At 45.1% G+C, this 26,345-nt stretch carries 24 protein-coding genes and 2 pseudogenes; 3 read left to right on the top strand and 23 right to left on the bottom strand.

Annotation, left to right across the window (positions count from 1 at the left end):
* Window positions 1-91 precede the first annotated feature (91 nt).
* Window positions 92-562 carry a DUF523 domain-containing protein gene (locus LCF57_RS22860; RefSeq protein WP_226002762.1) on the bottom strand — a complete coding sequence of 157 codons (471 nt, stop codon included), beginning with the start codon at window positions 560-562 and terminating at the stop codon, window positions 92-94.
* A 253-nt stretch (window positions 563-815) separates the two neighbouring features.
* Between LCF57_RS22860 and sigK the strand changes: the two genes are divergently transcribed.
* Window positions 816-1,517 carry an RNA polymerase sporulation sigma factor SigK gene (sigK, locus tag LCF57_RS22855; protein ID WP_007431325.1) on the top strand — a complete coding sequence of 234 codons (702 nt, stop codon included), beginning with the start codon at window positions 816-818 and terminating at the stop codon, window positions 1,515-1,517.
* A gap of 267 nt (window positions 1,518-1,784) precedes the next feature.
* On the opposite strand, the gene LCF57_RS22850 is transcribed toward sigK, so the two are convergent.
* From LCF57_RS22850 to LCF57_RS22810, 10 genes and pseudogenes are all read right to left on the bottom strand, one after another.
* On the bottom strand, window positions 1,785-2,006 hold the full coding sequence (locus LCF57_RS22850) for a GH32 C-terminal domain-containing protein (protein ID WP_318840774.1): 222 nt from the start codon (window positions 2,004-2,006) through the stop codon (window positions 1,785-1,787).
* A gap of 34 nt (window positions 2,007-2,040) precedes the next feature.
* Window positions 2,041-2,292, bottom strand: coding sequence for a hypothetical protein (locus LCF57_RS22845; protein WP_226002761.1), 252 nt, complete (start codon window positions 2,290-2,292; stop codon window positions 2,041-2,043).
* A 50-nt stretch (window positions 2,293-2,342) separates the two neighbouring features.
* A complete protein-coding gene (locus LCF57_RS22840; protein ID WP_226002760.1) occupies window positions 2,343-3,170 on the bottom strand; it encodes a carbohydrate ABC transporter permease in 828 nt (275 codons plus the stop codon).
* Window positions 3,170-4,054 carry a carbohydrate ABC transporter permease gene (locus LCF57_RS22835; RefSeq protein WP_025719533.1) on the bottom strand — a complete coding sequence of 295 codons (885 nt, stop codon included), beginning with the start codon at window positions 4,052-4,054 and terminating at the stop codon, window positions 3,170-3,172. Before LCF57_RS22835 ends, LCF57_RS22840 begins: the two co-directional genes overlap by 1 nt.
* Window positions 4,055-4,094: 40 nt before the next feature.
* Complete coding sequence (locus tag LCF57_RS22830; protein ID WP_226002759.1) at window positions 4,095-5,411, bottom strand: ABC transporter substrate-binding protein; 1,317 nt, start codon at window positions 5,409-5,411, stop codon at window positions 4,095-4,097.
* An 830-nt stretch (window positions 5,412-6,241) separates the two neighbouring features.
* The gene (locus tag LCF57_RS22825; protein ID WP_226002758.1) at window positions 6,242-10,843 is read right to left on the bottom strand and encodes a fibronectin type III domain-containing protein; all 4,602 of its coding nucleotides are present in this window, start codon (window positions 10,841-10,843) and stop codon (window positions 6,242-6,244) included.
* Between the two features lie 191 nt (window positions 10,844-11,034).
* A complete protein-coding gene (locus LCF57_RS22820) occupies window positions 11,035-11,913 on the bottom strand; it encodes a hypothetical protein (RefSeq protein WP_226002757.1) in 879 nt (292 codons plus the stop codon).
* Window positions 11,914-12,126: 213 nt separating this feature from the next.
* Window positions 12,127-13,596, bottom strand: a complete 1,470-nt coding sequence (locus tag LCF57_RS22815) for a hypothetical protein (RefSeq protein ID WP_226002756.1) — start codon at window positions 13,594-13,596, stop codon at window positions 12,127-12,129.
* 271 nt (window positions 13,597-13,867) lie between these two features.
* Window positions 13,868-14,170, bottom strand: a pseudogene (locus LCF57_RS28350) (hypothetical protein); the annotation flags it as partial.
* Window positions 14,163-14,336 carry a chloride channel protein gene (locus LCF57_RS22810; protein WP_264083764.1) on the bottom strand — a complete coding sequence of 58 codons (174 nt, stop codon included), beginning with the start codon at window positions 14,334-14,336 and terminating at the stop codon, window positions 14,163-14,165. The gene LCF57_RS22810 and the pseudogene LCF57_RS28350, both read right to left, overlap by 8 nt.
* 353 nt (window positions 14,337-14,689) lie before the next feature.
* Here LCF57_RS22810 and LCF57_RS22805 point away from each other — a divergent pair, with 353 nt between their 5' ends.
* Complete coding sequence (locus LCF57_RS22805; protein WP_226002755.1) at window positions 14,690-15,178, top strand: hypothetical protein; 489 nt, start codon at window positions 14,690-14,692, stop codon at window positions 15,176-15,178.
* 40 nt (window positions 15,179-15,218) lie between these two features.
* On the opposite strand, the pseudogene LCF57_RS22800 reads toward LCF57_RS22805, so the two are convergent.
* From LCF57_RS22800 to LCF57_RS22790, 3 genes and pseudogenes are all read right to left on the bottom strand, one after another.
* Window positions 15,219-16,049: pseudogene (locus LCF57_RS22800) on the bottom strand (siderophore biosynthesis protein).
* A gap of 11 nt (window positions 16,050-16,060) precedes the next feature.
* Complete coding sequence (locus LCF57_RS22795) at window positions 16,061-16,513, bottom strand: ATP-binding protein (RefSeq protein WP_226002754.1); 453 nt, start codon at window positions 16,511-16,513, stop codon at window positions 16,061-16,063.
* A gap of 3 nt (window positions 16,514-16,516) precedes the next feature.
* Window positions 16,517-17,254 (bottom strand): tRNA(His) guanylyltransferase Thg1 family protein, encoded by a 738-nt coding sequence (locus LCF57_RS22790; protein ID WP_226002753.1) that lies wholly within the window; start codon window positions 17,252-17,254, stop codon window positions 16,517-16,519.
* 148 nt (window positions 17,255-17,402) lie between these two features.
* On the opposite strand from LCF57_RS22790, the gene LCF57_RS22785 reads away from it, so the two are divergent.
* Window positions 17,403-17,831: a DUF4395 domain-containing protein gene (locus LCF57_RS22785; RefSeq protein ID WP_226002752.1), complete on the top strand. Its 429-nt coding sequence runs from the start codon at window positions 17,403-17,405 to the stop codon at window positions 17,829-17,831.
* 21 nt (window positions 17,832-17,852) lie between these two features.
* Here the strand turns inward: LCF57_RS22785 and LCF57_RS22780 are convergent, their stop codons facing one another.
* The 9 genes from LCF57_RS22780 to moaA all read right to left on the bottom strand — a co-directional run bounded on the left by LCF57_RS22780 (window position 17,853) and on the right by moaA (window position 25,962).
* Window positions 17,853-18,200 carry a DUF2294 domain-containing protein gene (locus LCF57_RS22780; RefSeq protein ID WP_226002751.1) on the bottom strand — a complete coding sequence of 116 codons (348 nt, stop codon included), beginning with the start codon at window positions 18,198-18,200 and terminating at the stop codon, window positions 17,853-17,855.
* Between the two features lie 284 nt (window positions 18,201-18,484).
* Complete coding sequence (locus LCF57_RS22775; protein WP_226002750.1) at window positions 18,485-20,020, bottom strand: right-handed parallel beta-helix repeat-containing protein; 1,536 nt, start codon at window positions 20,018-20,020, stop codon at window positions 18,485-18,487.
* 311 nt (window positions 20,021-20,331) lie between these two features.
* Window positions 20,332-20,997, bottom strand: a complete 666-nt coding sequence (modB, locus tag LCF57_RS22770) for a molybdate ABC transporter permease subunit (RefSeq protein WP_226002749.1) — start codon at window positions 20,995-20,997, stop codon at window positions 20,332-20,334.
* 27 nt (window positions 20,998-21,024) lie between these two features.
* On the bottom strand, window positions 21,025-21,846 hold the full coding sequence (gene modA / locus LCF57_RS22765) for a molybdate ABC transporter substrate-binding protein (protein WP_318840755.1): 822 nt from the start codon (window positions 21,844-21,846) through the stop codon (window positions 21,025-21,027).
* Window positions 21,847-21,920: 74 nt separating this feature from the next.
* Complete coding sequence (locus LCF57_RS22760; RefSeq protein ID WP_226002831.1) at window positions 21,921-22,991, bottom strand: thiazole biosynthesis adenylyltransferase ThiF; 1,071 nt, start codon at window positions 22,989-22,991, stop codon at window positions 21,921-21,923.
* A 49-nt stretch (window positions 22,992-23,040) separates the two neighbouring features.
* The gene (locus tag LCF57_RS22755) at window positions 23,041-23,745 is read right to left on the bottom strand and encodes a molybdenum cofactor biosynthesis protein MoaE (protein WP_226002748.1); all 705 of its coding nucleotides are present in this window, start codon (window positions 23,743-23,745) and stop codon (window positions 23,041-23,043) included.
* Window positions 23,746-23,803: 58 nt separating this feature from the next.
* Window positions 23,804-24,052 (bottom strand): MoaD/ThiS family protein, encoded by a 249-nt coding sequence (locus LCF57_RS22750; protein ID WP_226002747.1) that lies wholly within the window; start codon window positions 24,050-24,052, stop codon window positions 23,804-23,806.
* Window positions 24,053-24,095: 43 nt separating this feature from the next.
* Window positions 24,096-24,908, bottom strand: a complete 813-nt coding sequence (fdhD, locus tag LCF57_RS22745; RefSeq protein ID WP_226002746.1) for a formate dehydrogenase accessory sulfurtransferase FdhD — start codon at window positions 24,906-24,908, stop codon at window positions 24,096-24,098.
* A gap of 40 nt (window positions 24,909-24,948) precedes the next feature.
* Window positions 24,949-25,962 (bottom strand): GTP 3',8-cyclase MoaA, encoded by a 1,014-nt coding sequence (moaA, locus tag LCF57_RS22740; protein ID WP_226002745.1) that lies wholly within the window; start codon window positions 25,960-25,962, stop codon window positions 24,949-24,951.
* Window positions 25,963-26,345: the final 383 nt, after the last annotated feature.

Raw genomic sequence — 26,345 nt, 5'->3', positions numbered from 1 at the left:
TGGGGCGCCTATGGTGTAACAGCACACACGAACAAGCGTCTTGGCCCGCAGGTGTATGAGCCTGTAAGCTGTCAAGACGCTTGATTTTCCATTACATTTCCTTAGGTAAGAATATTTCCGATATTTGTTCTTCCGAGATCACCTTAAAGCCTTCTTTTTTTAACAAAGCCGAGGTTACTCCATTACCTGCAATTTTACGGTTTTCGAATGCCCCATTATAGATGGCTGCTGATCCGCAGGACGGACTGTTTTCTTTTAAAACGATAAGAGTTGCGTTAACCTCTCTAGCTATGCTTAAAGCCTCGTGTGCACCTCTAATGTACATATCACTGACATCGTTGCCCGAGAACTCGACCACCTTGGCTGTACCGTTCAGCACATCCTCTCCCGTCCCCCCAACAATTTCCGCAGGCTCTCTCGGAGTCATAAAGCCTCCCAGCAGCTCAGGGCAAATCATCATGGCCTTCTTTTCCTCTACCAGCTTCTGAATATTTACATCCAGGCTATCCGTTCCATTATATCGCACCTTCATTCCTGCCAAACACGAGCTGACTAAAATCATTGACTTCCTCCTCGAATCTATTACGCTCTTCACTGCTTAAGTAGTTTAAGTATAAACAAATTTTCTCACAGCGTCATTGTACGAAAATTAAACTTCAGAAATGTACTCGTATAGGATGGACCCATAAATTGTTATGTAGCAGTTTTAGGAGTACAGGCACGGATAGACACCTGCCCACATACAATAAACAGACCGCAAGCCCGGTAAGTAACAAAGGCTGGTAAGTTCGCAACTACCTCAGGAGGTGTCATCCGTGCCCGGACTATTTAGTGCTATTGCTCTGTTCATCAAGGAATTGACGTTACTCGTCTCTTACGTGAAAAACAACGCCTTTCCGCAGCCATTGACCGAGAAAGAGGAAGCACGACACCTAAAGCTGTTTGCCGAAGGCAATGCACATTCCCGCAACACACTCATTGAGCATAACCTGCGGCTGGTAGCTCATATTGTGAAAAAATTTGATAATACAGGCGAAGATTTGGAGGACCTCATATCCATCGGCACCATCGGACTGATAAAAGCTATCGAAAGCTTTCAGACCGGGAAAGGCACAAAGCTGGCAACATTTGCAGCTCGTTGTATAGAAAATGAAATTCTAATGCATTTAAGATCTCTGAAAAAAACACGCAAAGACGTATCTCTGCACGATCCTATAGGAACGGACAAAGAAGGTAATGAAATTACCTTAATTGATATCCTCGGTACAGATACAGACGACATTGTAGATAAGGTACAGCTTAAAATCGAAAAGAGTAAAATCTATCGCAACCTGGATATTTTAGATGAGCGTGAAAAAGAAGTGGTAATTGGTCGATTCGGCCTGGAAGCCGGAGGAGAGGAACGTACACAACGCGAAATTGCCCGAGAACTCGGGATTTCTCGTTCGTATGTATCACGGATTGAGAAGCGTGCACTAATGAAGTTGTATCATGAATTTTACAAACAGAAGGGGTAATGAATCAGGAAATACGTAAAACATTGTATGAGGAGCATAATAATGTACATTAGGATCAATAAGATATTTAACCTGTTAGGAAATGGTAAGCATATCCTCTCAGTTTTTGCAAGAGTAAACTCTTATTTGAGAGACAGTGGAAGACATGTTGGTTTTCCCGTTGTTTGTACTGTTTCACTGCGGTAAGCAAAGGCCTAGAAGTATCAACCATGCCGAAATACAGGAGCCTGGCCATCAACGGTCAGGTTCCTGTTTTTTCATGCAGTTCTATATGAAGATATCCCATTTCTGAAACGAAACAATCGTACACTTTCCGCTCGCAAACGCACGAATGCCCAATGATTCCAGTCCAGGATACACCCTTTCTGTTAGGACGTATTCACCGTCACCTATAAATATTCCCACCGAGCTTTTATCGACGAAAATCCGAAGCTCCAGACAGCCCTCGTGCAAGCCCACGGGCACTCTTCTCTCACCACCCGCTCCGATACCAGCACACTCACGGTTGAAACGGAACAGACCGTCATCGGGACGGTACGATAGTCTCCTCTTCGCTACCCACCCTGAGTTTCAAGCCGAATTCATCGGTGTTACCAGCCTCATACTCAAATACGACCTTCAATTCATAGCTGTCCCCGCCTGTCTCCATAATCTGCTGGCCTGTCAGTAAGATATCCCGCTGCTCGAACAGATTGGATCGGTAATTCTTTACCTCTTCAAGCGGACGGAACAGCAGCCTGCATATACTTCGATTGAGAAATAAATTGATCTGCACGCTCTCTCGTATACACTCTAGTTTGTTTCAAGACCTCCTCTCCCCTACCGTTATTTAATCGAACCTTGCATAACACCCTGAATAATATATTTCTGGGCGAACAAATAGATGATAATGATAGGAAATACCGTCAGTACCAAACTTGCCATCAGCGGACCGTAATCCACTGTGTAGGTTCCGTAAAAGTTGTACGTGGACAATGGAAGTGTCCTTTGCTCTGGATCAACCAGAATGAGGGAAGGCAGCAGAAAATCATTCCAGATCCACAGTACATTGAGAATGGAAATGGTGGCTGTCGTAGGCATCAATACTGGAAACACGATCCGAAAAAATGTCTGAATCCGCGTGCAGCCGTCAATCAGCGCCGCTTCCTCCAGCTCCTTCGGAATGCTTTTCACGAATCCATGAAAAATGAAGACGGCCAGCGAGCTGCCAAAACCTATATACATGTAAATCAGTGACCACTTGCTGTTCAGCAGATCAAGCGAGCCGTAAATTTTCACCAATGGAATCATGATGGCCTGAAACGGAATAATCATGGAAGCAACCATTAGCATAAACGTATATTGGTTGAACTTGGTGTTGTTTCTAACAAAATAATGAGCCGTCATCGCCGCGAACAGTGAGATAAACAAGACACTTAACACTGTTATGACCAAAGAGTTAGTGAAAGCATCGATATAATTCATTTTATTAAACGCATTCAAATAATTAGCCATATTGAATACCTCTGGAAGCGATAACGGATTGGAGGTAATGGCTATGTTTTCCTTGAACGAATTGATCAGCAGAAAAACGAATGGCACGATGAACAATATGAGCACGACTGTCAGTACAATGAACTTGATGATGAAGGAAACGGCTTTTTGACTTGTCATTATGCCTCCACCTCCAACTTCTTGCTAAAATAAACCTGAAGCAGGGTGATGAGAGCAACCATCAGGAATAGTACGAATGCTTCCGCCTGCCCCACACCATAATCACGGGAAAGGAAAGCCTTTTCATACACATGCATCGACACCATTTGAGTACTGCTGAACGGCCCGCCTTTCGTGAGCGCCAAGTTCACGTCATAGACCATAAATCCGCGCTGCAGGGACAAAAATATACATACGATGAAAGAAGGAACCATCAAGGGAAGGACCATTTTCCGCAGTCTAATCCAGCTGTTCGCCCCATCAATGCTTGCAGCCTCCATAATATCATTCGGCACACCGGTCAATCCCGCGATGTAAATGACCATCATGTAACCCGCGTTCTGCCACACAGTTACAATCACGAGTGCCCAGAAAGCTTTGTCGGGATCAGCCAGCCAAGTTGTGCTGAGTGACTGAATGCCAGCATGTTGTCCCAAGTAGACAAGTACGTTGTTGAAGATAAACTGCCAGATAAAACCGAGTACAATGCCGCCGACAAGGTTGGGCAGAAAAAATCCCGCCCGGAAAATACTCTGTCCCTTTAACCCTTTTGTCAGCACATAGGCCAGCATAAAAGCGATAACATTGATAAGAACTACAGTATAAAACACATATTTGAGCGTCAAGCCGAACGATTTCCAAAACTCAGTATCCCGAAAAACGGCAAGGTAGTTTTGGACACCCACCAGCGATAGTGTCGTGGAAATACCGTCCCAGTTCGTGAACGTCAAATAGATGCCGTACAAAAACGGAATGATCATTACCGTTATGAAGGCCAACAAGGTTGGACCAGTAAACAGCAGCCGTGACCGGAGCCGGTTCCACACTCCCTTTTCCACAATCATGATGATCCCCCTCTTTACTCCGGGTGGTTTCGAGAAAAACTTATTTTACGTTTTTCCAGTAGTCTTCGATTTCTTTTACCAGTGTTGCGCGGTCGCCCTGTTTCGCCAGATATTTCTGCATGGAAGAACCTACCTTGGACCAGTGGTCAGCAGGCAGTGTACTCATCGACTGCTCTGACTTGCCTTTTGCGATATAATCCTGGATGGACTTGCCAAGCGGGTCGGCCGCAGGTAATGTAATATTTTTGAACGCCGGGATAATGTTCGCTTTGTTCACGAGGAAATCCTGGCCTTTCTTCTCGTAGACAATCCAGTTCAGGAACTTCTTCGCTGCCTCCTGCTGCTCCGGCGTAGCCTTCTCTTTGTCAATAACAATGCGTTTGGATACAGCGGACGAAATCTCCTGATTGCCGTAGTCATTGGCATTGTTGCTGATCGGTACAGGCAAGAAACCATACTCTTTGTTAGCGGTATCAAAACCACTGATTTGCGGCCATGCCCAGTTGCCCATGAACCAGATGCCGACTTCACCTTTGCCAAGCAGCTCTGGTCCGCGTTCATAAGTCCCTGCCAGCGGGGAAGCCTGATCGATATTGTATTTCATCATGACGTCAAATGTATCCATAAGTCCGTTAAATACCGGATTGTTAGCCAAGTGGGCTTTGCCCGCTTTCAGTGACGCTATGAACTTGTTCACTTCAGCCATGTCTTTGTTCTGGCCAGCATAAGCAAGAGGCAAATAATGAGCGCCCAGGGACCAGTCCATTGGAGATATTACCAGTGCTTTCTTTCCGGATGCCTCTATTTGCTGAAACAGTTTTTCAAGGTCATTTCGGGTTTTAATTGTGGCGGGATCAAAGCTTCCACCTACCGCTTTATCAACAACGGCTTTGTTGTAAATGAATCCGTAGCCTTCAACAGCCAGCGGAAACGCGTAATTCTTACCATCAAATGTCGTAGCTGTAGTAGCGTTCTCAACAGTGTCCGCATTCCACTTTTCTCCGTTCAGATCGAGAATACGGTCCTTGAATTTCTCGACATCGCCTGTATCCAGCATGATCATGGTCGGTGGATTTCCGGATGCATACAATGCAGAGGCACGCTCAAAAGGTGATCCACCGGTCGGAACCGGCTGGATTTCAACCGTGATGCCCGGATTGTCTTCCTGGAATGCCTTGGCGGCATCCTCCAGCTGTGTAAGGATCTCACCTTTGGAATTCAAAAGCGTAATTTTCACATTTCCCGAATCCGCTGATCCTCCTCCAGAAGCCGAATTACCGGAGCTTCCGCATGCGGACACTACCATAACCAAAAGAAGCAGCATTACCATCCATTGAACTCTTTTGAATTTCCTCACTTTGTCATCCCCCTTGTTCTTAGTTGCTCTGATCATCTAAATAAAGCGCTTACAATTGAATTGTATGTCAAAGGGTTGACTTGTGTCAATTGTTTGACATATTAAACTTTTACATGTACTTAAAAAAATCCGTCTCCCCTTGTTAGAGGAACATATTTCAGTCAAGTCATTGAACGATCAATCAGTTCAACAGGCAGCAGATTAACAATCCGCACCTGTTCTCCCTTCGGTTGCTTATGAGTCTGCTCGACTCAAGGCTGACGTTGTCTACAATCGGCAGTCTTAACGACGTAGGTTCCGGCCTCAGCCAACAAGGTTCTGATCGTGCTCGTGACAGTCGCGGCTATCGCTTCTTTTTCAGTGCCCAATTATATGCTGACCTTTATATGATCTTAGGTATAATCCTGATCGGAATTGCTGCACAGCTCAACATTTTTCCAAAATAGTTTACTTCTCGCTATGCACAAAGAGGCTATGAGGGTTCCTCAGACTCCTCAAAATTTATCGCGGACAAGCTCCGTCACTTTCTGCTAACCTGGTTGAAAATACAAGGCATCATGTGTTGATTTAACTATATTCCGGTCATAAAAGTAGTAAAACACTTGAGGTATGTTCAAAGATGACGATCACTGAACTGATGCGCAGTTTGAGTATAACGAGGTTATTAATAAATTTTTATTGTTTCATCATCAAATAAAGTAGAAAAACCTTGATCCATCAATGTTTCTGACAATCAAGGTCCCCACTCTATCTCAAAACTGTTTTGTATAAAAAATCTCATTTATTAATTTCGTCTGTCTCAACTATAACAGTTACTCACATTCATTCTGCTATTTCATTTGAAGCATGTTATAAATCATCTCAGCCGCTTCCGCACGTGTGACTTCCTGCTTGGCACGGAAGCTACCATCTGGATATCCTTGTACTAAATTAATCTCGGTTAGGCCAAGTACATCCTTTCTGGCCCACTCTACAATTTGAGAGGAATCCGAGTATGCACTGCTTTCTTGCTGTGGAGTAGCTTTGATAATGTTATTCACCATTTTAGCCGCCTGCTCACGGTTAATGACCCGATCTGGGCCAAATTCTCTATTACTAAACCCACGAGCGACCTGATCTCTAATCGCCGTTTTGAGCAGATCAACGTACCACGCCGATGGATTGATATCCTCGAAGCCTAAAGTCACATCCGTTTCGAGCGGTAATTTCAAGGAACGGACCAGCATAGAAGTGAACTCCATACGCGTTACAGGTCTGTTCGGCTCAAATAGCGTGTGGGTCGTCCCCTTCACTACACCCAAATCAGCAAGTGCATTTATTTTCTCTCTATTAAATATCCGATCAATGTCACTAAAATGATTGGACTTCGTCTCAACTGACGTGGCTTGAACGAACCCTGTTTCTATTTGCTCCTTCACAACAGGTTGTGGATCTACAACAGACTGAATCGGTTTTACACTCGCCGCCCCTCCTGCTCCGCCACCTGTGTCCACAGGTTTCCCTGTAGTTTTACCGTTCACCTGTTTTGCCTCTGTGCGTTTTCCTTGACTGTTTTCTGCCCAGAGTTGAACTGTGTACAACTGCTTCTCTCTGAGTTCTCTCCAGATAAAGCTTCGCTCCTTACCACGGTATAGTTCTGTTCCTCCTTCACTGGTGAGAACGAAAATATCATTATGATGCTCTGATTCCCAATGGATGATAAACTCGCTATCCGTTGTTTCTGTCTTCGATAATTTAAAGTCTGGAGACGGCAGCAGTTCCACTTCAACTTCGGTCGGCTTACCTTCACCACTCGTGTTAACCGGCTTAACGGTAATACGATACACTGTAGAACTATCTAATCCGCCTACTTTAAACTCAAGATGGTTCGTATGACCGATAAGCGCCCCATTTTGGTATATATTGTAAGCATGCGCGCCTGGAGCTTCTTTCCACGTAACAACCAGATTCGTATCAGTTACGTCTTTCACAATCAACCTATTATCTGGTATTTCATCTGGCAACACACGATACGTGAAGGGAGCTATGTCACCTGCACCGCTCGTATTCATGGCTTGAATACCAAACGAGTAAATCATACCGGGTTGAATACCCGAGAGCTTAATATGAGCATCCCTGGTGTCTAAGACTTCACCCGTATCTCTGCGGATTACAGCATATTGATAAGCGCTCTTTGTTCCATCCCAGCTCAGCAAAATCTGGTCATTCCCGAGTTCTGTAACTTTGACATTTTGCACTTGAGGCGGAAGCGTCAGCAGTTCACCCCGCGCTGGCTGACTGAAACCACTGCTGTTACCGCTACTCACTTGAAAATTGTAGTTTTTCCCACCTTCTAATCCAGATACAACTACACGTGGCTCGGTGCTGTAATAATCTTGATCGTTGATCGTTACCTTATATTGAGTTGCTCCATCAACAGGGTCCCATTTCAATGTGGCCTCGTGCTCCCGAACATCTACTGCTGCAAGCTGTACTGCCCAAGCAGGTAGCGTCAATTCATTGATAGTAGCATCCTCACCTATGCCACTCCGATTGTAGGCCCGTATACGAATACTTGCAGGTCTCCCCGCTGGCAAGCTCTCAAAAGTATAAGAGTGGATACCCTGGGGAATCTCCACATTCGGCTCATCGTTAACATTCAAAATGTATCCTTCAGCCCCCTGCACATCTTGCCACACTACACCGACAGAATATACATCCTTCGTCACACTCGCCAGCGTAGTCACCCGAGCCGGTAATGTGATGACTCCCAGATGAGCATAATTTCCGAATCCCGTTGTATTTTCAGCCGAAATGCGATAAACATACTCTGTTCCCGCCTGAAGATCAGTATCTGTGAATTCCGTATACACATCATGATAAACCGATACTTTGTCTCGATCTAATGCGTAGTATGTGGCTGTAACTACATTATTCCATTTCAATTCAACTCCATCTTCTCTTACAGTTACATTTTGGAATCCGGCTGGGCTGTCTGGCAAGCTTAAAAAAGATACATGCTTTGCCGCACCCTCTCCAGTCTCATTCATAGCTGATACAGAAACATCGTAATATTTACCAGGCTCCATTCCCATAATTGGATAAACATCCTGTGTAACCGTATCCCTAAATATGACTTCTCCCGTACTTACGTCCGTTGCTACAATATTATATTTGTTAGCAGAAGCAACTGGCGTAAAGTCGGCCATGATCTCTGCTGGGTAACGAGAAACAGTTCTTAACTGGATATGATCGGGCGCATCAGGTAGCGTTAAAACACGCACTCGATTGGAATATGCATTACCTCCCACATGATTACTGGAACGCACTTCATATTCGTATTGATGTCCTCCTTGTAGCCCTTTATTGGTAAAAGAATTTGTCGGATGCGTAACATCCCAAACCTCATGGGTTGTTAGATTCCGGATGGTATAGACGTAACCATCATTCAAGCCAGATGGAAGAGTCCATTGCAAATCGGCCTCTGTGTTTCGTACGGATGTCGCAGAGAGCACAACGGGTTGGGGCTGCTTTTGAATGCGAAGTGCACTACTGACTGTTTCAGAAATGTTACCCGCCCGATCTTTGGCCTTGGCATGAACATACCACTCACCTTCATTTGAAAGATTCAACTGGATTGCTGTATCGGCCGCTGCATCCCAATTTTCAGGTGAATCAGGACTGTTGGTGATTTTATACTGCATTGTCGCTGGTTCGATCCCCGAATGCTGGTCGACATATCGTATCGTCACATGAATACTGGAATCCTTCCATTCGCGTGAATCCGGCGTCAGCTCAATCGTCGGGAGTTCCAAATCGATATAAGACGTTGCCGACACCGGATCACTTCGATTTCCTGCTGCGTCTACAGCTTGAGCAGTCACTTTTACGATACCGGAACGATTTAATATTCCCGATGACCCAGGTACATAGCCGCCAGAACCCCATTGATATTCATAATGCACTGCTGTATTATCGGTCGCACCCGATAGAGAAAATTGCACTGGCTTATTGGTGTACCGGGTAGGCATCGTCACCTCGGAAAACGTAACTTCTGGAGGCGTTGGTTTGGTTCGATCAATCATGACCGATTGAGTCACGACTGGACTAGGAACATCCAGGTTATTGATTGTCCGTGCTGATAACTCGTAATTCCCTTCATCAGTTAATGTCACAATTCCATGATATGTCTGCCACTCCCCTGCTGGACTCAAGCGATACTGTGTCATCTTAATTCCATTTGTAGGGTCACTTCCTGAATCAATGGCAATATTCACATCACGGATCGTTGGACCTGCCTCACTAGCCCGGATGATAGGAGCAGTCGGCCCCTTTTTATCAATAGTGACTTCTTTGCTTACTTCTTGGCTCACATTACCAACGCTGTCTATGGAGCGTGCATAAACCGTACTTTTGCCGTCTTTATTCACATGAAACACTTCACGATAGTCTTGCCAATCCTGATTCACAACACCCGTCATACGAAATTGAGTATGGGCCAGTCCAGAATAATCATCTGTTCCCGGCTGCAATGAAATGGCATAGTCATTACTATTTCCCGTTGCACTTATGACTGGTGGGGTTGGCGGCATCTTGTCTATTCGAACTTTCCCGGAGGAAAGACCACTGTACTGATTATTCACGTCCACTGTCCGGGCATAGATCGTATTTACGCCATGTTCATATACAGTAAAAGGTCCTGTGTATGGCTGGAATGCTCCTCCATTTAGGCTATATTCAAAGTATTTTAGCCCTTCAGGCGCCACATCCCCGTTAATCCGAACGGTTACAGGCTCATTGGTCCAGCCTGTAACTGCTTGCCCCTCTGAGCCTGCATGAATCTGGGGCGGCTTAGGCATCAAGTCCAATTTGGGAACGATACGTATGCCAAACCTAGATATTTCATTACTTGTCTGCTGGTTGTACCCCATGGCTCTAAAATACCGTATATCTCTTAATGTAATAGAGTCAGTAATCTCTACCCATTTTCCTTGATAAAAGCTATCTGCATAGAATTTCGTTACATTAATCCATGTATATAAATTCGTTCCGTCAGGCCTCCAACTGCTCCCCGCTGCGGCATTAGATGCATATATATCTGTGTGGTAAGACCCTTCAATGTAAACAAAAACCCTATAATCAGAAGTTCTAATAGATCTTCCAATATCAACAAAACGATTGGTTGGCTGCACACTGCCCTCACATTTATATCTTGCCGAACCCATGCCGCTGTAAACTTCCGTTACTCCTATCCCATTTCCTGACGAAGACCCCCATGTGTTGCCCCCACCCGGCAAATTGTTTTGGCAAAAAGGGCCTCCAATGATCTCTTGAGTAGCGGCTGAGACCCTTTCAGGAAATATGGGAATCGTCGTTAATAGGAGTAGTAAAGCCAAAAATCCATACACCCACTTGCTGTACTTCCTTACCTTTCGCTTATTTTTTCGAACCATACACTTCTCCTTACTTTATTTGATTTTCAAAGAGTTTTAAACTCGCTTCGGCTAAAATAGAAAAAGCACCTCAAACGAAGGCGGTAATGCCTAAGTTTGAGGTGCTTCCTCAAGTTCACGAGTATGTTTTGAAGCTATTATACTTCGTTCCTAGCAGGATGTAAACAGAACTGTAAAATTATTTGCAGGTTTTAATCTACCTGAACACCCAAGTTCCGAAAAAATCCCCGCATATTCTGCATGTAAGAGTCCTGAGTAGCCGAGGATTCCTTAAGAAGGTTTTGCATACTGTTCATAAATGCGGAAGCCGATGTCGTATCAGCTTTGTCAAACCGATTGTTTAACGGCGTGTTATTCAACAACTCCTCGGTCTGTCCCGCACGCTCTTTATATTTAGCAATCCAATCGGGGTGTTGAGGAACCTTTTGTGCAAAATTTAACAGCTGGCTTAGCCCATTTCCTCCACCTTTAATATCAGTCATGTAGGCCGTATATTTTTGAGGGTCCACCTGTTTCATCACTTCCGACAGCTTGACATAATCCTCAGGTGCGCCTAACGGGCGATCTGTTGGAGTCGTGTAGCTAATATCTCCGGTCTCTGAATCTATGGATCGTGTCAAAGCAATTCCAGCTATCTGGTTCATGGTTTCCAGAAATTCCTTGGCCTTATCGCCTTCCATATAATGATCTGCGATATACTTGGATTGGGAAACTCCCATCTCCAGCAACACAGCTCGCTGATTTTCATCCGTTACCGTTCCGTCGACGATAAAATTGGATTGAATCATATTGTACACTGCATTGGATACTTCTTCTGGCTGACCTTCCAAAACCCGGTTTAATGAATCGTTGATCTGGGTTGTACCAAAATACTTGGCAGCCTTTGATACGATAGCTCCTTCAGCCAGTTGTCTGCCGCTTTCACTAATCTCTACGGAGTCTTGAATGACAAATCCCGAAAGTTTTTCTTCATGGAGCTGGGGTACTGAGGCTTGCTTGGTTGTCGGATTGATCCGTAAGCTGCTAGAATTAACAACAGCTTGCTGCGCTCTAAGAGGCCCAAAATTCATCCTGTTTCCTCCTGTCATGTTTGTAACAGGCAATCTAAGGCGTATGTATAATGTAATGTGACCCTGTTTCTATATATATCGGACAAAGCATATATGGAATGAATATATGCTTTGTCCTAGAAATGAACAAATATTGAAAAAAGATACCTTGGCTTCAAATATAAAATATTCAAGTAACAAGTTACTGTGGTGATTTCATTATGAACCCATCTATCACCCGCCGTAAATACTATAGGCAAAGTGATATACAATATCTGTATCTATAATCGAAGTACCTGACACCTGAGCGGCTACCCCCGATAGATCATAGTAGTGTGTAAAACTGATGGCTCCAGGCAGATATTCCGCAATACTTCCAGTTGAAGATGGCAGGGAAAGGGTTACACTAAAGGCTCCATTCTGATCCGTATATGCCGTACCTGTGCGAGTACGGTTTCCGCTGCTTTCGGTCCAATTCTGGTTCAACCAAGTCACATCCACTGGTGCATTTGCCACTGGATAACCGTCAGTTGTCTTAACGACACCCTTCACGGTAAAGTTACTACGTTGATTAACCCGATAATGACGACCATATGAGTAGTTCGGATAATCATTAGGACCATTACTGGAATCATAGCCGGTAATTTCAATTTTTCCGGCCCGAAGTACCGGCTTAAGTGTGAGTGTATACAAATGATCGGGTGAATACTGATTTGTTGTGTACACTCGCACATAGTAGGTTCCTGTATTTAAGGTAACGTTGTGATTCGTTTGCGGTAAAAGCACCATTTGGTTTCCTGTAAGAGCTCCATAAACTTCTGCGTTGTAGCCGTCGCTTTCCGAAGTATTGTCAAGCTTTACATTCAAAGCATCATAATTGCGGCTGGCCGGGATCGTGATTTGATACCAGTCGTTATCAATACCGGAATGAATAGAGCGCGAATTAAGCGATGAGCCACCCGTACTAAAGGTGAAATTATAGGCATGAAAAGCACTCTCATCCGGCTCATAGGCATCATAGCTGGAGCTTGTGTCGACCGTTAGATAAAAAGGATCATTAATGCTAGATCCCTTCTTGGCATGGACTGCAAGCGCGTAAGCCTTTTCATATCCAGCAGCGTTGCGGGTGCCTACGTTTTCAGGAAGTGATGCAGCCCCCTGTTCATAATTGTTGAAATAAGTACCATAGGTGGAAGCGTCAATAGCATTGGGATTAATATCACCTGTCGTCATATCAAACTCGTACAAGTATAAGTCATAGTCTAGCTGTGCTGAAAATGGACCATCTAACTGGGCCTGCAACAGTTCACCGGGCTGCAAATAGATCGGATATAAAAACTGTGTGCCCCCCTCTTGCGTAATCGTACCGGAATACGTAGCAGAGGAAGCTGTGGCTGATGCAGCCATTGGGCTTGCTTTCAGCGAAGAAATGGTTCCCCTTTTCAATGAGGTTGTGTCTGGGGTCTTGAAGTTGAGTTCTTCCTTCATTGCATAAACCGAAGATGTAACACTGTCAGGCTTGTCTGCCCGCGTTAAACGCTTAATTACGTCTTCATTTTCAGTTGTTAGCTGAATTCCGGACTCGGCTTTAATCGCTTGATCCGAGGCACCCTCCGTGCTTTGACTCGCATTTGCAGTCATCCCGAAAGCAAACAGGAGCATCGTGCTTAACATAACTGCAATAGCCTTTTTGAACCTCTTCATACTGAAATCCCCTCTCAAATGGTTTAGGAATTCCCGCTATTCCCCGGATAAACCAGGGCGTTTCTAGGCTGTATGGCTCTATCATAAAGCATTTTTGGTTCTAATGGAATATACTGTGCCAAATATTTTTATTTGTAATCTATGATAACAGTGCCATTTGCATAGCATTGATGAAAAAAAATGAAGAGTCGCCTTTTAAGAAATGGATAGCATCCGCAAGCCATTCTAAAAGGCGACTCTTTCATGAATTACGCTACATTAAAATAATGTGTTAATTTCTCAAGCTATAAGTAAAAAGATACACAATATCCGTTGTACTAATCGAGGTTCCATCGACCTGAGCCGCTACTCCTGTAAGATCATAATAATGTGTAGAGCCAATTTCACTTATATAATCCACGTTTTTCCCTGTCGATTGTGGGAGGGAAAGAGTCACACTGAATGCCCCGTTATTGTTCGTATACCTAGAAGCTGTTCTGGTACGACTACTGTTGCCCTCACTCCAGTTCTTATCCAGCCAAACGACCGTGACAGGAGCATTGGGAACCAGTTGACCATCCGTTGTTTTAACGACAAATGATCAAATGAACGTATTGTTTCAACGGGATAGGCCCGCTATTAGTGAAGTGAAAAACCGGACTAATTCCAAAAAAATCCTTGGATACAAAATCAGCCACCAATGATGACGCAAGTGATGCAGTCATGATTAAAGGCGAAAAGTTCAAATGAACTTCCTCCAACGTAAAAATAGCCCCTGCAATGGGTGCATTAAAAGCTGCTGCCAGTCCATACCCAATAAGTCTAAATCAACTATTGACTTTACAGATAAGTAACCATTTCAATACTTCTCGACAATTTTCGAGATGCGAAGGCCCCGGGATATCTATGTGCGCTTGGGATTCGCACCAAATCCACTTCCCTATTGATCATCTATTATTGAAGAGTAGGTCAATCAACTTATTTTCGACACTATTTTACCATAAAAACCCTACCATTCTCTTATTTATACGGTATAATAAAATAATATGGATAGTTCTTTTTGGCTACAATGCACATCGAATTACCTATTACATACATAAAAAGGGGAATACAGATGAAAAAATTCAGCGTATTAATGTTAGTTTTATTTTGCTTTTCCATTTTGGCAGCCTGCTCTACCGATCCGGTAAAAAAAGATTTAATCACCTATGTGAATGATGGAATGCTTCCATTGGCACAAGAGGAAAAAACAGTAACTGATAAGTATACAGCTGCGACCGGAAATAACTACACTGATGACGTAACACTATATAATACTTTAAAAGATGATATTATCCCTGAATACACCAAATATGTTGATAAAGTAGAAGCTGTAAAGACGGAAACGCCTGAGGTAAGAGCCGTCCACGAAACTTACATCAAGGCCGTTAATACTCAAAAAGATGCTCTCATTATGATGCTCGATGCGTTGGAAAAACAGGATATGGGCTTAGTCAGTGAAGGTAACACTAAGCTCACTGAGGGTAGAAAGCTACTCAGAGATTTTAATGAACAAGTCAACACACTTGCCAAAGAGCATGATGTGACTTTGAATAAAAAATAAGTTTTAAAACTCCCTAGAAAGGGAGTTTTTTTCTATGCACTTATGAATATTCGAAGCAAATTACCGCTTTACTTAATTCTCTATCATAGAATAAATAGACGGTGTCCGCCCCAAACGCTTGAAAATAATATCCGGTGAAGGAACCGATATAGGTAAATGTATCACCATTGGAACGTTTGGGCACATGGAGCAAATTGGTTTGCTCGAACCGGAGCATCTCTTCGATCGATTCATCATATTCCTTTGTATAGCTTTGAGCCTCATCAGACTGAAATGCGATATCATCCAAAATGCCGTTGACCTCTGGGAAACTCAGCCCCCAACCATTGGACTGCTTTTCCTCAAAATCACGGGTGAGTTCATCTACAGATTCTTTGGCATTCCCAAAGGAGGAATATGGATAGATTTGATTGTTTTTCTGGAAAAACGCTTTGCGAGCTTGATAGTCTTGCCCGTTGGCTATGTACACATGCTCCAGTTCATCTAGTGACATGACTTCTCTTTTCATGCGTAGACGTGCTTTATCTCCGTTTGATTTCAGCGTTTCATAGGTGGTTTTCAATTGCTCTTTCTGGTGAAGTCTAAAGTAATTCCAGTCCGCTTCAAATTTGTATTTACCATCAATTACATCGAATCCCAGCATATCTTCCTTGGTAAATGGAGTGTGAAACGCCTGGGTATCCTCACCTACACTGCCCTCGTGAATTTATTTTTACGGAAACAAAATGCAACCACTCATTCTGCTCCGGGAACAAAAATTGAAGATTAATCGAGCAAATCGGCAAAAAATGCTTCCGATAATGTTCAAGATCGCTAACAAATACGTCTTCATAGCTGGAAAACATTTGATGAATGACCCAGGTATGTTCATAGATACTCTCCCTAGATTGTATAGTTCTCTGGCTGCTTTTCGATCTGAAACGTTCCTTCACTGGAAGTCACGCAATAGAGTTCATCAAACCCTTCTGCGTAGCTCGGAGCCTCTAGTTTACTCATAACGCTTTTAATACCGATTTCAGGAATATACTCTTTGCCTGTGCGCTCCTCATTGCGCTTGATGGATTCTACAAAATTGGGTTCAAAATAGTAGCCAATAATCTTAAATCCCTTATTCTTACAAGCATCTATATATTTCTTCCGTTCCACGACCGTTGGATTCGTATTGTCTACAACAAAAGGCTGCATTGTTTCGATAGAGGCTTGAAGGTAAATGTTTTCCCTATTCCGAGTTTTAAGCATATCGAGATTTATCCGCATATGTGTTTTAAAAAACTGTTCTTTATAAAATATCGACTTGCCCGAAGCCTGAATTCCTATAAAAATAACACACTCCAAATCTCACACATCCTTATCCAAGTATACATATTGATCAATATAATTTCTGTTTTGCGAAAAAACTGGCGTCTTATGATCAACATCCCACTTACTTCTTATGGCCTCACCTTTGTGAAATTGCTGTTTAGTAATACAGATTCCCCGCTTTTGCCAGACCGGAAGGTCGTTCCAGTTCAATCCTTTTTCCGTAAACAGCTTGTCCTGTAACTGATTACCGTTTAATCCTTCAAGCTCCGAATGCCTGAAATGAGCTTGGGCTACCATAGAAATACTGTTTTTAGTAGCATCTTGTTGTCTCCATAGAAAGTAGTTCGTAACCTCATCGTGGGGCAAAACCCATGCTCTTGCATCAAAAGTGGCTAAAGGCTTATCAGGGTAAACTTTTTGAATTTCCTCATTAAATTTGGCTGTAGCGAGAGAGGCAGATATGGACACCATCTTTTGAAGATTATTTTCAAACCAGGACTGCGTTGTTAATTTATCATAATTCGTAAGAAGCAGGGAGATTTCATCGCTCTGATGATACACCAGTTTACATCCCATAATGTTTCGTGCCAGATATTTACATGTCTCCCATAATGCCAAAATTAGATTTTCATCAAAAGGTTTTTTCATTCCACGTGTAAAGGTATGAAAATGAGCCCCATCGATCCTGATAATTACGGGTAGACGGCGTGGCAGACTTAATCTATAGACATTCTCGTAACCTTTCATTCTATTCCCAAAATCATCTTTTTTCATAATCAATGTAGGTTCCTTTCCTATTCGTGATTTATTTATAGAATAAGCTATATTTGGTTTCTTCAATACACATGTATCTATTCCTCATAGGTTAGGCTATAATAAGCTCAACTATTGATTTTATTCCGATGTGAAAAGGATGATATATATGAGTCAAGCTGCAGCCTCGATTCCACGTCCGCTAGTCAGGGCTAACCAGTGGGTGATTGTGCTGTCTGTCGTTTTCACCTGGACTACAGGAGTATACTGGGTACTGGCTATTCCGCTTGTAGCGGGGTTGCTCGGCGTACTTTTTAACTTCAATCCGGTGATGCGGATAGCAAAGCTATTTTTAAAGAGAAGCCCTTCCTCGTATATACAAGAAGACCGGGGACAGCAAAGATTTAATCAACTCCTGGCCGTCTTTTTCCTGTTGATGGCTTTGGTAGGATTTACGTTCCAATGGAGTATTGTCGCTTATGTGTTCTCTGCGATGGTGCTGGTAGCAGCAACAGTAGCGATTCTTGGTTTTTGTATCGGATGCTTTATCCTCTACCAGTGGTCTCAATATCAATATCGAAGAAGAAATCACGTATAAAAAGCCCTGCTCATCTTCACTCTATTTCGCTGTTATATTGTCCTCAAACACAAAAACGGAGATAGCTATATCTTCTTCCACTTTAATATCTGAAAAGAGATGCAGCAGCCGGGAATCCATATAATCCTCCAGTTCTTTATTGAACTGTACGGGATAGATTTTTTGAACCATTTTGGTTCGGGCTGCATGTACCATCTCTTTTCCGGAAGCTTCTTGCGCCAGAAACTTTTCGGATGGAGTTAAATTACCGTACAGCATCGTGACGGCCATATTATCTACAAAGGTCGTATGTATGCGTTCTGGGCCTTTTCCGAATAGCTCCTTTCGCACTTTTCGAATAATTTCGTTAAAACCCGTTTCCTTCCTCATATCGCACCGCTCTCCTAAAATCTACTAAAATCCCTGTTACTATTTCCATCATAACCGATTCCACTCATCATATCGAGGGAGTTTGATTATTTAAAACTTGCTCAAAGGGGAAAAGACGAATCTGAGCACACTTATGTTCCAGCAAAAGTCAGACTACTCCAGTAAGAATATCACGGCACGTGATCCGGTGTTTTTTGATACTATGCAAGGAACATTGTAAGAAACATACAAACAGTGCGCACCGCATAGCGTCGGTACGCACTGTTTTTCATTGAATATGAGGCTTATTCGTAGGCGCCTATGTTCACAGCGGCTCCCTGTACTCTAGGCTTCTCGTCAATATCCAGCGTTCCGATGATGGCACGGTCCGTGTCACCGGCATCAATTGCCTGTGACGAAGATTGAAGATGGAAATCGTCTCCCGCAGCATTCACAAATTTGGGGTCGATGAACAAAGAATGTGCATCGTTGCCGGTTCCCTTTTTATAAGCGGAGAAACCCGTATATTCCTTATTTTTCCATTTCCAATTAGCTTCCGAGCTGCCGCCGGGTGCAAAATATAAATTATAATCCACAACATTGCCGGAATTTTTGGTGTATTCATTGGAGATCAACACATCCGTGGAGCTGGCCACGAAAATATTGTTCTTGATCACGTTGTTTCGCGTATCGTACTGAACCAAAAGCTGGCCGCTTCCGTCGTCAAATGTATCGTTCTTGAACAGCGTATTGTTCACGATCTTGCAGTTTACCGTTGAGCCGCGCTCCTCATTGTAACCGCCCATGGCGATGCCGGTCAGCCGGTTGTTATATATCACGTTGCTGCGGACCGTAATATTGCTGGTGGCTTTGCCGGCATGCTCGGAGGCAATTTCGATGCCGATGTCGTTGTTGTAGCTGTAGTTCTGCTCGATAATACTGTCCTTGCCGCCATCCACATAGATGCCGCCGGCCGAGTTGTCGTCTTTCTTGTAAGATGGGTTATTTCGAACAGAATTATTGTACACCCGGTTGCCCTTCACTAACCCGTTCCGCGCCTGATCGTAAGCGGTGTTCGGCGCGGTTCCCTCAAAGCCGATCAGATCGATTCCGATGTTGTCGTTATCGTGAATGAGGTTGTCGGTCACCGCGAAGCCGTCCACGTTGCCGTTTAAAACGAGCGATTCACTGGAGCCCAGCACGAGATTGTACAGCTCATTGCCGCTGATCGTAAGGTCGTGAAGCGAAGCCGGAGCTTTCGTGCCATAAACAGCGATACCGTGGGCGTCTCGGCCCAGCCGATCTTTGTCGGTCGGAGTGACCGTATTTTTGATGTCGTGGATTTTGTTGTTGGACAGATTAATGAAGCCGCCCGAACCGTGGACATAAATACCTACAGGCACCGCGTTCTTGGAAGCAGTGGTGAAATTGCGGATTTCAAACCCCTGAACGATAACGTAATTGACATCGGCCAGTTCGATCAGCCCTTCAGTCCCGCTGACCGAAAGTCCGGTACCGTCAATGATGGCGGTCTCCGTCCCATAGTTGGTGAACACAATGGGACCCTGCGAAGCAGAGCCGGAGCGGGCGATCTTCAGTTTCTGATTGTACACGCCGCCCCGGACGTAGACCGTGCTTCCCGCGGGAGCCACGTCAGCCGCATGCTGCAGTGTCTTCCACGGCGCGTCGGTCGTTCCGGCGTTGGAGTCGCTGCCGCTCGTGGCCACATAATATTCTGTACCGGCCGCGGAGGCGGCCCGGGGCTGCACATTTACGGCCGCCAGACCAAGCCCCAAAACCATGGCTAAACCTACCAACAAAATTCTCCCCAATTTCTTCATGATTCCATACCTCCCCTTGTTTGGCCTTGTAAATTATACCATAAATTCATTGAGGCTAGTCCAACCAGATTTGCTGTAGAAAAGGAGCGAGCCGTGTATCAATCACTCTTTGATACCAGGCGTCATAGCGGGGTAACACATGATTTCTTTAGAACGCTTGTATTTTATTTATGGCATACGACCCCGCTGTTCGAATGATCTTTGTCGAAAGTGGAGCGAGAGCGAATGAAGTCTAAGACTTTATTTTCTTAAGACAAATAAAACACAGCCTGTCCCATCGACAGACTGCGAATGTTCTTACTCCAAACAGACTAATCCTTTACCAGTCGATTCGAAAGCATAAGCATAATAAAAGAGAATAGAATGATGACGGCTACCCAGCTCCAGGACAGTGTCATATTCCCAGCCTCCGACGCGGTGTAGATGGCCGTGGGCAAGGTTTGTGTTTGTCCAGGAATATTCCCCGCAAGCATCAATGTAGCTCCAAATTCCCCTAACCCTCGAGCAAAGCCGAGAATGTATCCTGAGATGAGCGGGCGGTAAGTCAGCGGCATCGTAATGTAACGAAACACTTGCCATTCGTTGGCACCTTGCACACGTGCAATCTGCTCTACCTCGGGATCTACGGCTTCAAAGCCTGCTTTGATCATCCGATAAGCCAATGGAAAGGCAACGATCACGGCAGCCACTACCGCTGCTCCCCATGTAAACACGATCGTCTGCTGAAAAAAACTTTCAAAGGCTATACCGATCCAGCTTTTCCTCCCCAGCACAATGAGCAAAATAAAGCCGACCACTGTGGGAGGCAAAACAAGCGGAAGAAGTAAAACCGTCTCGATCACGCTAATTCCCCTCCGCAACTTGCAATTTGCCATCATCCGAGCCACAACGGTAGCTAACAGAAAGACAAAAATGCTGGCGACGAGTGCTACTTTAACGGATACGATAACTGGAGGCAGGAAAGCCGACCAATCCAACGGGACCCCCTCCTTTATATATGGATTCTATTTTCCAGTCGTTGTTGAAGGAGCTGAAAACCCATCTTTACTGAACACACTCATAGCTTCATCTGTACGTAGAAAATCGAGAAACTCGCCTGCTTCTTTACTGTGTTTAGTTGCTCTGACAATAGCTTCCGGGTACAGGATTGGTGCATGCAATTCCTCTGGTACTTCCAGCGCAACAACAGCTTTATCGGATGATTTGGCATCCGTCAGGTAGACGAGTCCAGCATCGGCGTTGCCTGTTTCAACATAGTTTAATACCTGTCTTACGTCTTTGGCGAATACCATCTTGGACTCCAGCTTGTCCCATAGTCCGGCCTTCGTCAGCGATTCTTTGGAATACTGTCCGGCAGGAACGGTAGCAGGCTCCCCAACCGCCAGCTTCAGGAAAGAAGGACCCGCCAAATCATTGAGCGTAATGCCTTTGTTATCCGTGCTTTTCGCCTTATCTCGCGGAACAACCACAACCAGTTTATTTTGAAGCAGTACGTTATCCTTTTCTACCAAAGAAGCATCAGTCAATGCCTTCATTTGCTTCATGCCTGCCGAAATAAATACGTCAGCAGGTGCGCCCTGCTCAATTTGTTTTTGCAATGTGCCGGATGAAGCATAGTTAAAGGTCAGCTTGATATCTGGGTGCTGCTTTTCATACTGGTCCTTAAGTGTGTTCAGACTATCTTGAAGACTGGCAGCAGCAGATACGATCAGTTCTGTTTTGGGTGCGGACGGTGTCGACTGTACAGCAGCCGGAGACGAGCAACCAGCCAGTACCCATGCCAACAATCCAACGAGTGTTAATATGTACCCGAATTTCATTTTCAACTTGTTCTTCCCCTGTCCTATAAATTTCGAAATGAGATGACGATCTACACCCCATAACGGTCAAATCTATTGGGTCAACCCAAATATTTGTGATAAATAGATCTCGCCTCGGCGATGTCCTTCGTGCCATGGATTAAGACACGTCCATCCTGAAAAAGAACAATTCGATGCGTCCCGATAACGACGGATACCAAGTATGGGTTATGCTCCACCTTGCCTCCCTGACGGGATAACAGGCGCGCCGCTTCGTTCAGATCACGTACAGCACCCGGGACCGGGCGGATTTGAACCGTATCTCGTCCGCACAAAACAGCCGTTTTAGCCTGATGCTCCGATTGTAAAAAAGGATACACAGGATGCTCACCACATGTCGGGCAGTCGGTCTTCTTCATGGCGTTTATATGGATCGCCTGATGCTGATTGCTCCACAGATCGAAGGAAATCAGCTTGCTCTGCAAGGCTGAATCGTCCCCGGTGAGCAGCTTCAATGCCTCGGCGCTTTGGTAAGCCGCCACCATCTGTACAGCCGGGCTGATCACACCGACTGTATCACAGGTTGCACCGCCGAGCGGTACGGTTCCGAGCAGGCAATGCAGGCATGGTGTCTGCCCCGGCACGATGGTAAAGGTTGTCCCGTAGCTGCCCACGCACGCCCCGTAAATCCAGGGGATTCGGTGCTTGACCGCGTAATCATTTATAAGCAGACGTGTCTCGAAGTTGTCGGTGGCATCTACGATAAGGTCCACTCCTGCTGCGATATCGTCGATTTCCTCCAGCGATACGTCTCGGACTAGCGCACGGATCTCCACGTCCGAATTGATTTGCTGCAATCGCTTCTGGGCGGCCACCGCCTTGGGCATCTGATCACGGGCATCCGCTTCGTCATAGAGCTGCTGGCGTTGCAGATTGCTCCAATCTACATAATCACGGTCTACCAGCGTCAGCCGTCCGATGCCCGCTCGCACCAGCATGTCCGCATTGGCGGTTCCCAGTGCACCAGCACCCACCATCAGCACGTGCTTACTGCGGATATTTCGCTGGCCTGCCGTTCCAATTTTCGAGAATAATTCCTGTCTGGAATAACGGGCATGTGACGCATGCGTAGGCGCTTGTACAACAGCATCCGTTTTCAGGTCCTTGTTCATTTCTGACATCTTGATTTACGCCCCCCCTGTCCTCGCACTCATTCGGAAGCTATTGGGTGTTATGAGGGTTCCAGCCACCCAGCTGATGCCCCTTCCACTCTGAGCCGTCCTCCCACACTTCCTTTTTCCAGATCGGTACGATTTGCTTTAACTGTTCAATGGCATAGCGGCTGGCTTCGTAGCAAGTATCGCGGTGTGCAGCAGAAACAGCAATCACCACACTGGTCTCCCCAATCCTCACTGTGCCAAGCCTATGTGTAATGGCAGTACGTGTAGACGGCCAACGCGCTGCAATTTCGTCACCAATTTGCTTCATCGTGTTCATCGCCATCGGCACATACGCCTCATATTCAAGCAGCACGGTTCGCTGACCTTGCGTATATTCCCGAGTCGTCCCATTAAAGGTCAGCGAGGCTCCATGAGAAGGGTCATGCACCTTGGAGGTTACTTCATCGGCATCAATCGGGTCGTATGTGATCGCGAATAATCCACATTTGGAAACGACCGTTTCCATTCCGGGCGCCGACTGAAGAAGAGCAATAGTATCTGATGGAAGAACAAGCTCGTCTGGAGAAGCCAGCCTTTTATGGTGGGTAAAAAAAGAACCCTGTAGCTGTGAAGCCACTTCGGGATATTGCTCATACAGCCTTTTTCGAATGTCTGCAATCGTCACCGTCTCCTGTGAAAACTCCAACGTGATTACGTCACCAAGTTGCTCCGCCATAGCCGTGCATAGTTGAATCCGGTACTGCATATGCATCTGGCCCCCCTTGTATCTAATCTGTCGAATTTAACCAGCCTGCAATGAAAATCTACCCTCCTGAAACCGGTGGAATGATCGCAATCTCGTCATGTATGCTTACTACATCCTCCGGAGCGGCGTAGGCTTGATTTCTGGCAACAAAAGAGCTTTGCAACTGGGCGGCAGCCTCAGGGAAACGCTCAGACAACAAGCTTTTTAACGCGGTAATGGTCATCGTTTCCTGATCAGTAGGCACGGTAATCATCGCTCCTCCCATCAGTTCCGCAAGGCCCGCAAATACTTGAATATGATATTTCATTTCACATGTTCACCCCGTTTCAGGTACATTGAGGATTTCCATATTATATTTTAGATTCAACGAGTTCATCAATCCGCCCAGGATGCGTATACACATTCAGCGAATGACTTCTTATAAAGCCGACTGTAGTAATCCCCAGATCCTCAGCCAATTCAAGTGCAAGCTCAGTGGGAGCCGACTTGGACAAAACGACTTCACAGCCAATCTTCGCGACCTTCAGCAGGATTTCAGACGAAATGCGTCCACTGAATACAATAATTTTATCATGTAATACAATATCATTTTTCAAGCAATATCCATAGATTTTATCCAGTGCATTGTGGCGTCCGATATCCATTCTCGATAGAATGATCCCGTTTTTGTCACATAATGCGGCATTATGAACCCCGCCGGTCTCCTGAAACGTATGTGCCGAACTTTGCATTAAATTCATCAGGCGGAAGCAGTCGTCAAACGACAGCGTCACATGGGTGTCATTCATTCTTTTGGCCACTTTAGCATCATTCACAAAGTAAAAGCCCTGTCTGCTTTTCCCGCAGCAGGAGGTAATATACCGTTTGGAATGAAAGTTTTGATAAAACTCGTTCATCCGACGGGTTTTGATATGAACAAAACCTTCTTTTTCCTGAACCCAAATATCTTCGATATCATCGTATCGTTGAATGACGCCTTCAGAGGCCAAAAAACCTACTGCCATATCCTCCACATACTCCGGTGTACAAACCATGGTGGCAAATTCCTGCTGATTGATTTTGATTGTCACCGGATGCTCCGTCACCACAATGTCCTCAAAACGCTTGATTTGACCGTCGTGATAACGCAGAATCTCGCGTTTTACCTCAGCCGGCTTTTCCATGTGCTCAACTCCCTTGTTTCTGGCAGGTTGGCTCTTCGGTTCACCCGCCGATGTGTGACATTTCAATTTTGGACGACGCTTGCTGCGTGTGGGTCAACCGTTCCTCTGAATAGCGATCGGTACGCCCTCTCCAAATACGCTCAATGTAAGCTCTAATCTCATCATCAGACTGTTCGGAACGCAGCATCGCACGAAGCTCGTACCCTTGAGAGGCAAACAGGCACGTGTACAAGGAGCCTTCGGCAGAAATTCTCGCCCGTGTACATGTGGAGCAGAATGCGTCCGTAACAGACGAAATAATGCCGATTTCCCCGTCTCTGTCCCGATATCTATAACGCGTCGCCACTTCGCCCGTGTATTGGGGCGGGACGGGCTCCAGCGGCATTTGCTCATGAATGGTATGAAGAATTTGCTGCTTGGAAACGACCTGATCCAATTTCCAGCCATTGGTGTTGCCTACATCCATAAACTCAACAAAACGCAAAATATGCTTTTTCCTTTGAAAATAGTCGGCCATAGGCACAATATCCTGATCATTAAAGCCCTTTTGCACGACCATGTTTATTTTCACCTGCATCCCTGCCTGAGCCGCAGCATCAATACCATCCAGTACGGCCTTTACGCTGCTTTTGCCCCCATTCATTCGGCGGAAGCGGTCATCATTAAGCGAATCCAGACTAACCGTCACTCTCGTCAGTCCTGCCTCTCGAAGTGCCGCAGCATATTTAGGCAAAAATACGCCGTTCGTCGTCATTGCAATATCTTCGACCCCTTCGAGCCCGGTTAACGAATGAATGAGCGAGGATAAGTCCTTTCTCAGCAACGGCTCACCGCCCGTAATGCGCAGCTTCGTAACGCCTAGCGAGACAAAAATACGGGAAAGGCGTGTAATTTCCTCAAAGGTCAATATTTTTTCTTTTGGCAAAAACGGATAGTCATGCCCAAATATTTCTTCCGGCATACAATACCGACACCGAAAATTACATCGGTCTATAACGGATATTCTCAAGTCCCGTAACGGACGATTCCATTGATCGTCGCTGCGGTTTGCCATTACGTTCACCTCAATCTGTCATCGTTATAGACTTCTACAACGTGTGCCTTCATTCCAGAAATCTGGGCAACAGCGATCAAGCACCCTCCGCCTATGCAGTGGTGCTTGATATGAGCCTTGATTTCAGCTTAATAGCCAAAAAACCGGCATCGCAACAACTTCTTCGCCTTTGAAACTCGAAGAATCTGCCAATGCCGGTTAATTTATCTACATCAGGATTTTACGAATCCTCCATCATGTGATATAGAAAAATCAAACTAACAAGCGCTGCGACAAATAAAATATACGCGATTACCCACGTACACTCCATTCACGAATGCTCTGCAATAGATTACATTCCTATTGTTAGCAATCCCCGAACGTTTGTCAATGACTTTTGAATT

This window comes from Paenibacillus sp. BJ-4 (assembly GCF_020404765.1).
GTDB lineage: Bacteria > Bacillota > Bacilli > Paenibacillales > Paenibacillaceae > Paenibacillus.
Note: the sequence above shows the minus strand (reverse complement) of the source record. Positions and strands in the feature narration are given on the sequence as shown.

Excerpts from the sequence above, each read along its gene's own strand:
- LCF57_RS22860 (WP_226002762.1), bottom strand. The coding sequence starts at position 562 with ATGATTTTAGTCAGCTCGTGTTTGGCAGGAATGAAGGTGCGATATAAT.
- LCF57_RS22840 (WP_226002760.1), bottom strand. The coding sequence starts at position 3,170 with ATGACAAGTCAAAAAGCCGTTTCCTTCATCATCAAGTTCATTGTACTG.
- LCF57_RS22835 (WP_025719533.1), bottom strand. The coding sequence starts at position 4,054 with ATGATTGTGGAAAAGGGAGTGTGGAACCGGCTCCGGTCACGGCTGCTG.
- LCF57_RS22825 (WP_226002758.1), bottom strand. The coding sequence starts at position 10,843 with ATGGTTCGAAAAAATAAGCGAAAGGTAAGGAAGTACAGCAAGTGGGTG.
- LCF57_RS22820 (WP_226002757.1), bottom strand. The coding sequence starts at position 11,913 with ATGAATTTTGGGCCTCTTAGAGCGCAGCAAGCTGTTGTTAATTCTAGC.
- LCF57_RS22815 (WP_226002756.1), bottom strand. The coding sequence starts at position 13,596 with ATGAAGAGGTTCAAAAAGGCTATTGCAGTTATGTTAAGCACGATGCTC.
- LCF57_RS22805 (WP_226002755.1), top strand. The coding sequence starts at position 14,690 with ATGAAAAAATTCAGCGTATTAATGTTAGTTTTATTTTGCTTTTCCATT.
- LCF57_RS22790 (WP_226002753.1), bottom strand. The coding sequence starts at position 17,254 with ATGAAAAAAGATGATTTTGGGAATAGAATGAAAGGTTACGAGAATGTC.
- LCF57_RS22785 (WP_226002752.1), top strand. The coding sequence starts at position 17,403 with ATGAGTCAAGCTGCAGCCTCGATTCCACGTCCGCTAGTCAGGGCTAAC.
- LCF57_RS22780 (WP_226002751.1), bottom strand. The coding sequence starts at position 18,200 with ATGAGGAAGGAAACGGGTTTTAACGAAATTATTCGAAAAGTGCGAAAG.
- LCF57_RS22775 (WP_226002750.1), bottom strand. The coding sequence starts at position 20,020 with ATGAAGAAATTGGGGAGAATTTTGTTGGTAGGTTTAGCCATGGTTTTG.
- LCF57_RS22760 (WP_226002831.1), bottom strand. The coding sequence starts at position 22,991 with ATGAACAAGGACCTGAAAACGGATGCTGTTGTACAAGCGCCTACGCAT.
- LCF57_RS22755 (WP_226002748.1), bottom strand. The coding sequence starts at position 23,745 with ATGCAGTACCGGATTCAACTATGCACGGCTATGGCGGAGCAACTTGGT.
- LCF57_RS22750 (WP_226002747.1), bottom strand. The coding sequence starts at position 24,052 with ATGAAATATCATATTCAAGTATTTGCGGGCCTTGCGGAACTGATGGGA.
- fdhD (WP_226002746.1), bottom strand. The coding sequence starts at position 24,908 with ATGGAAAAGCCGGCTGAGGTAAAACGCGAGATTCTGCGTTATCACGAC.
- moaA (WP_226002745.1), bottom strand. The coding sequence starts at position 25,962 with ATGGCAAACCGCAGCGACGATCAATGGAATCGTCCGTTACGGGACTTG.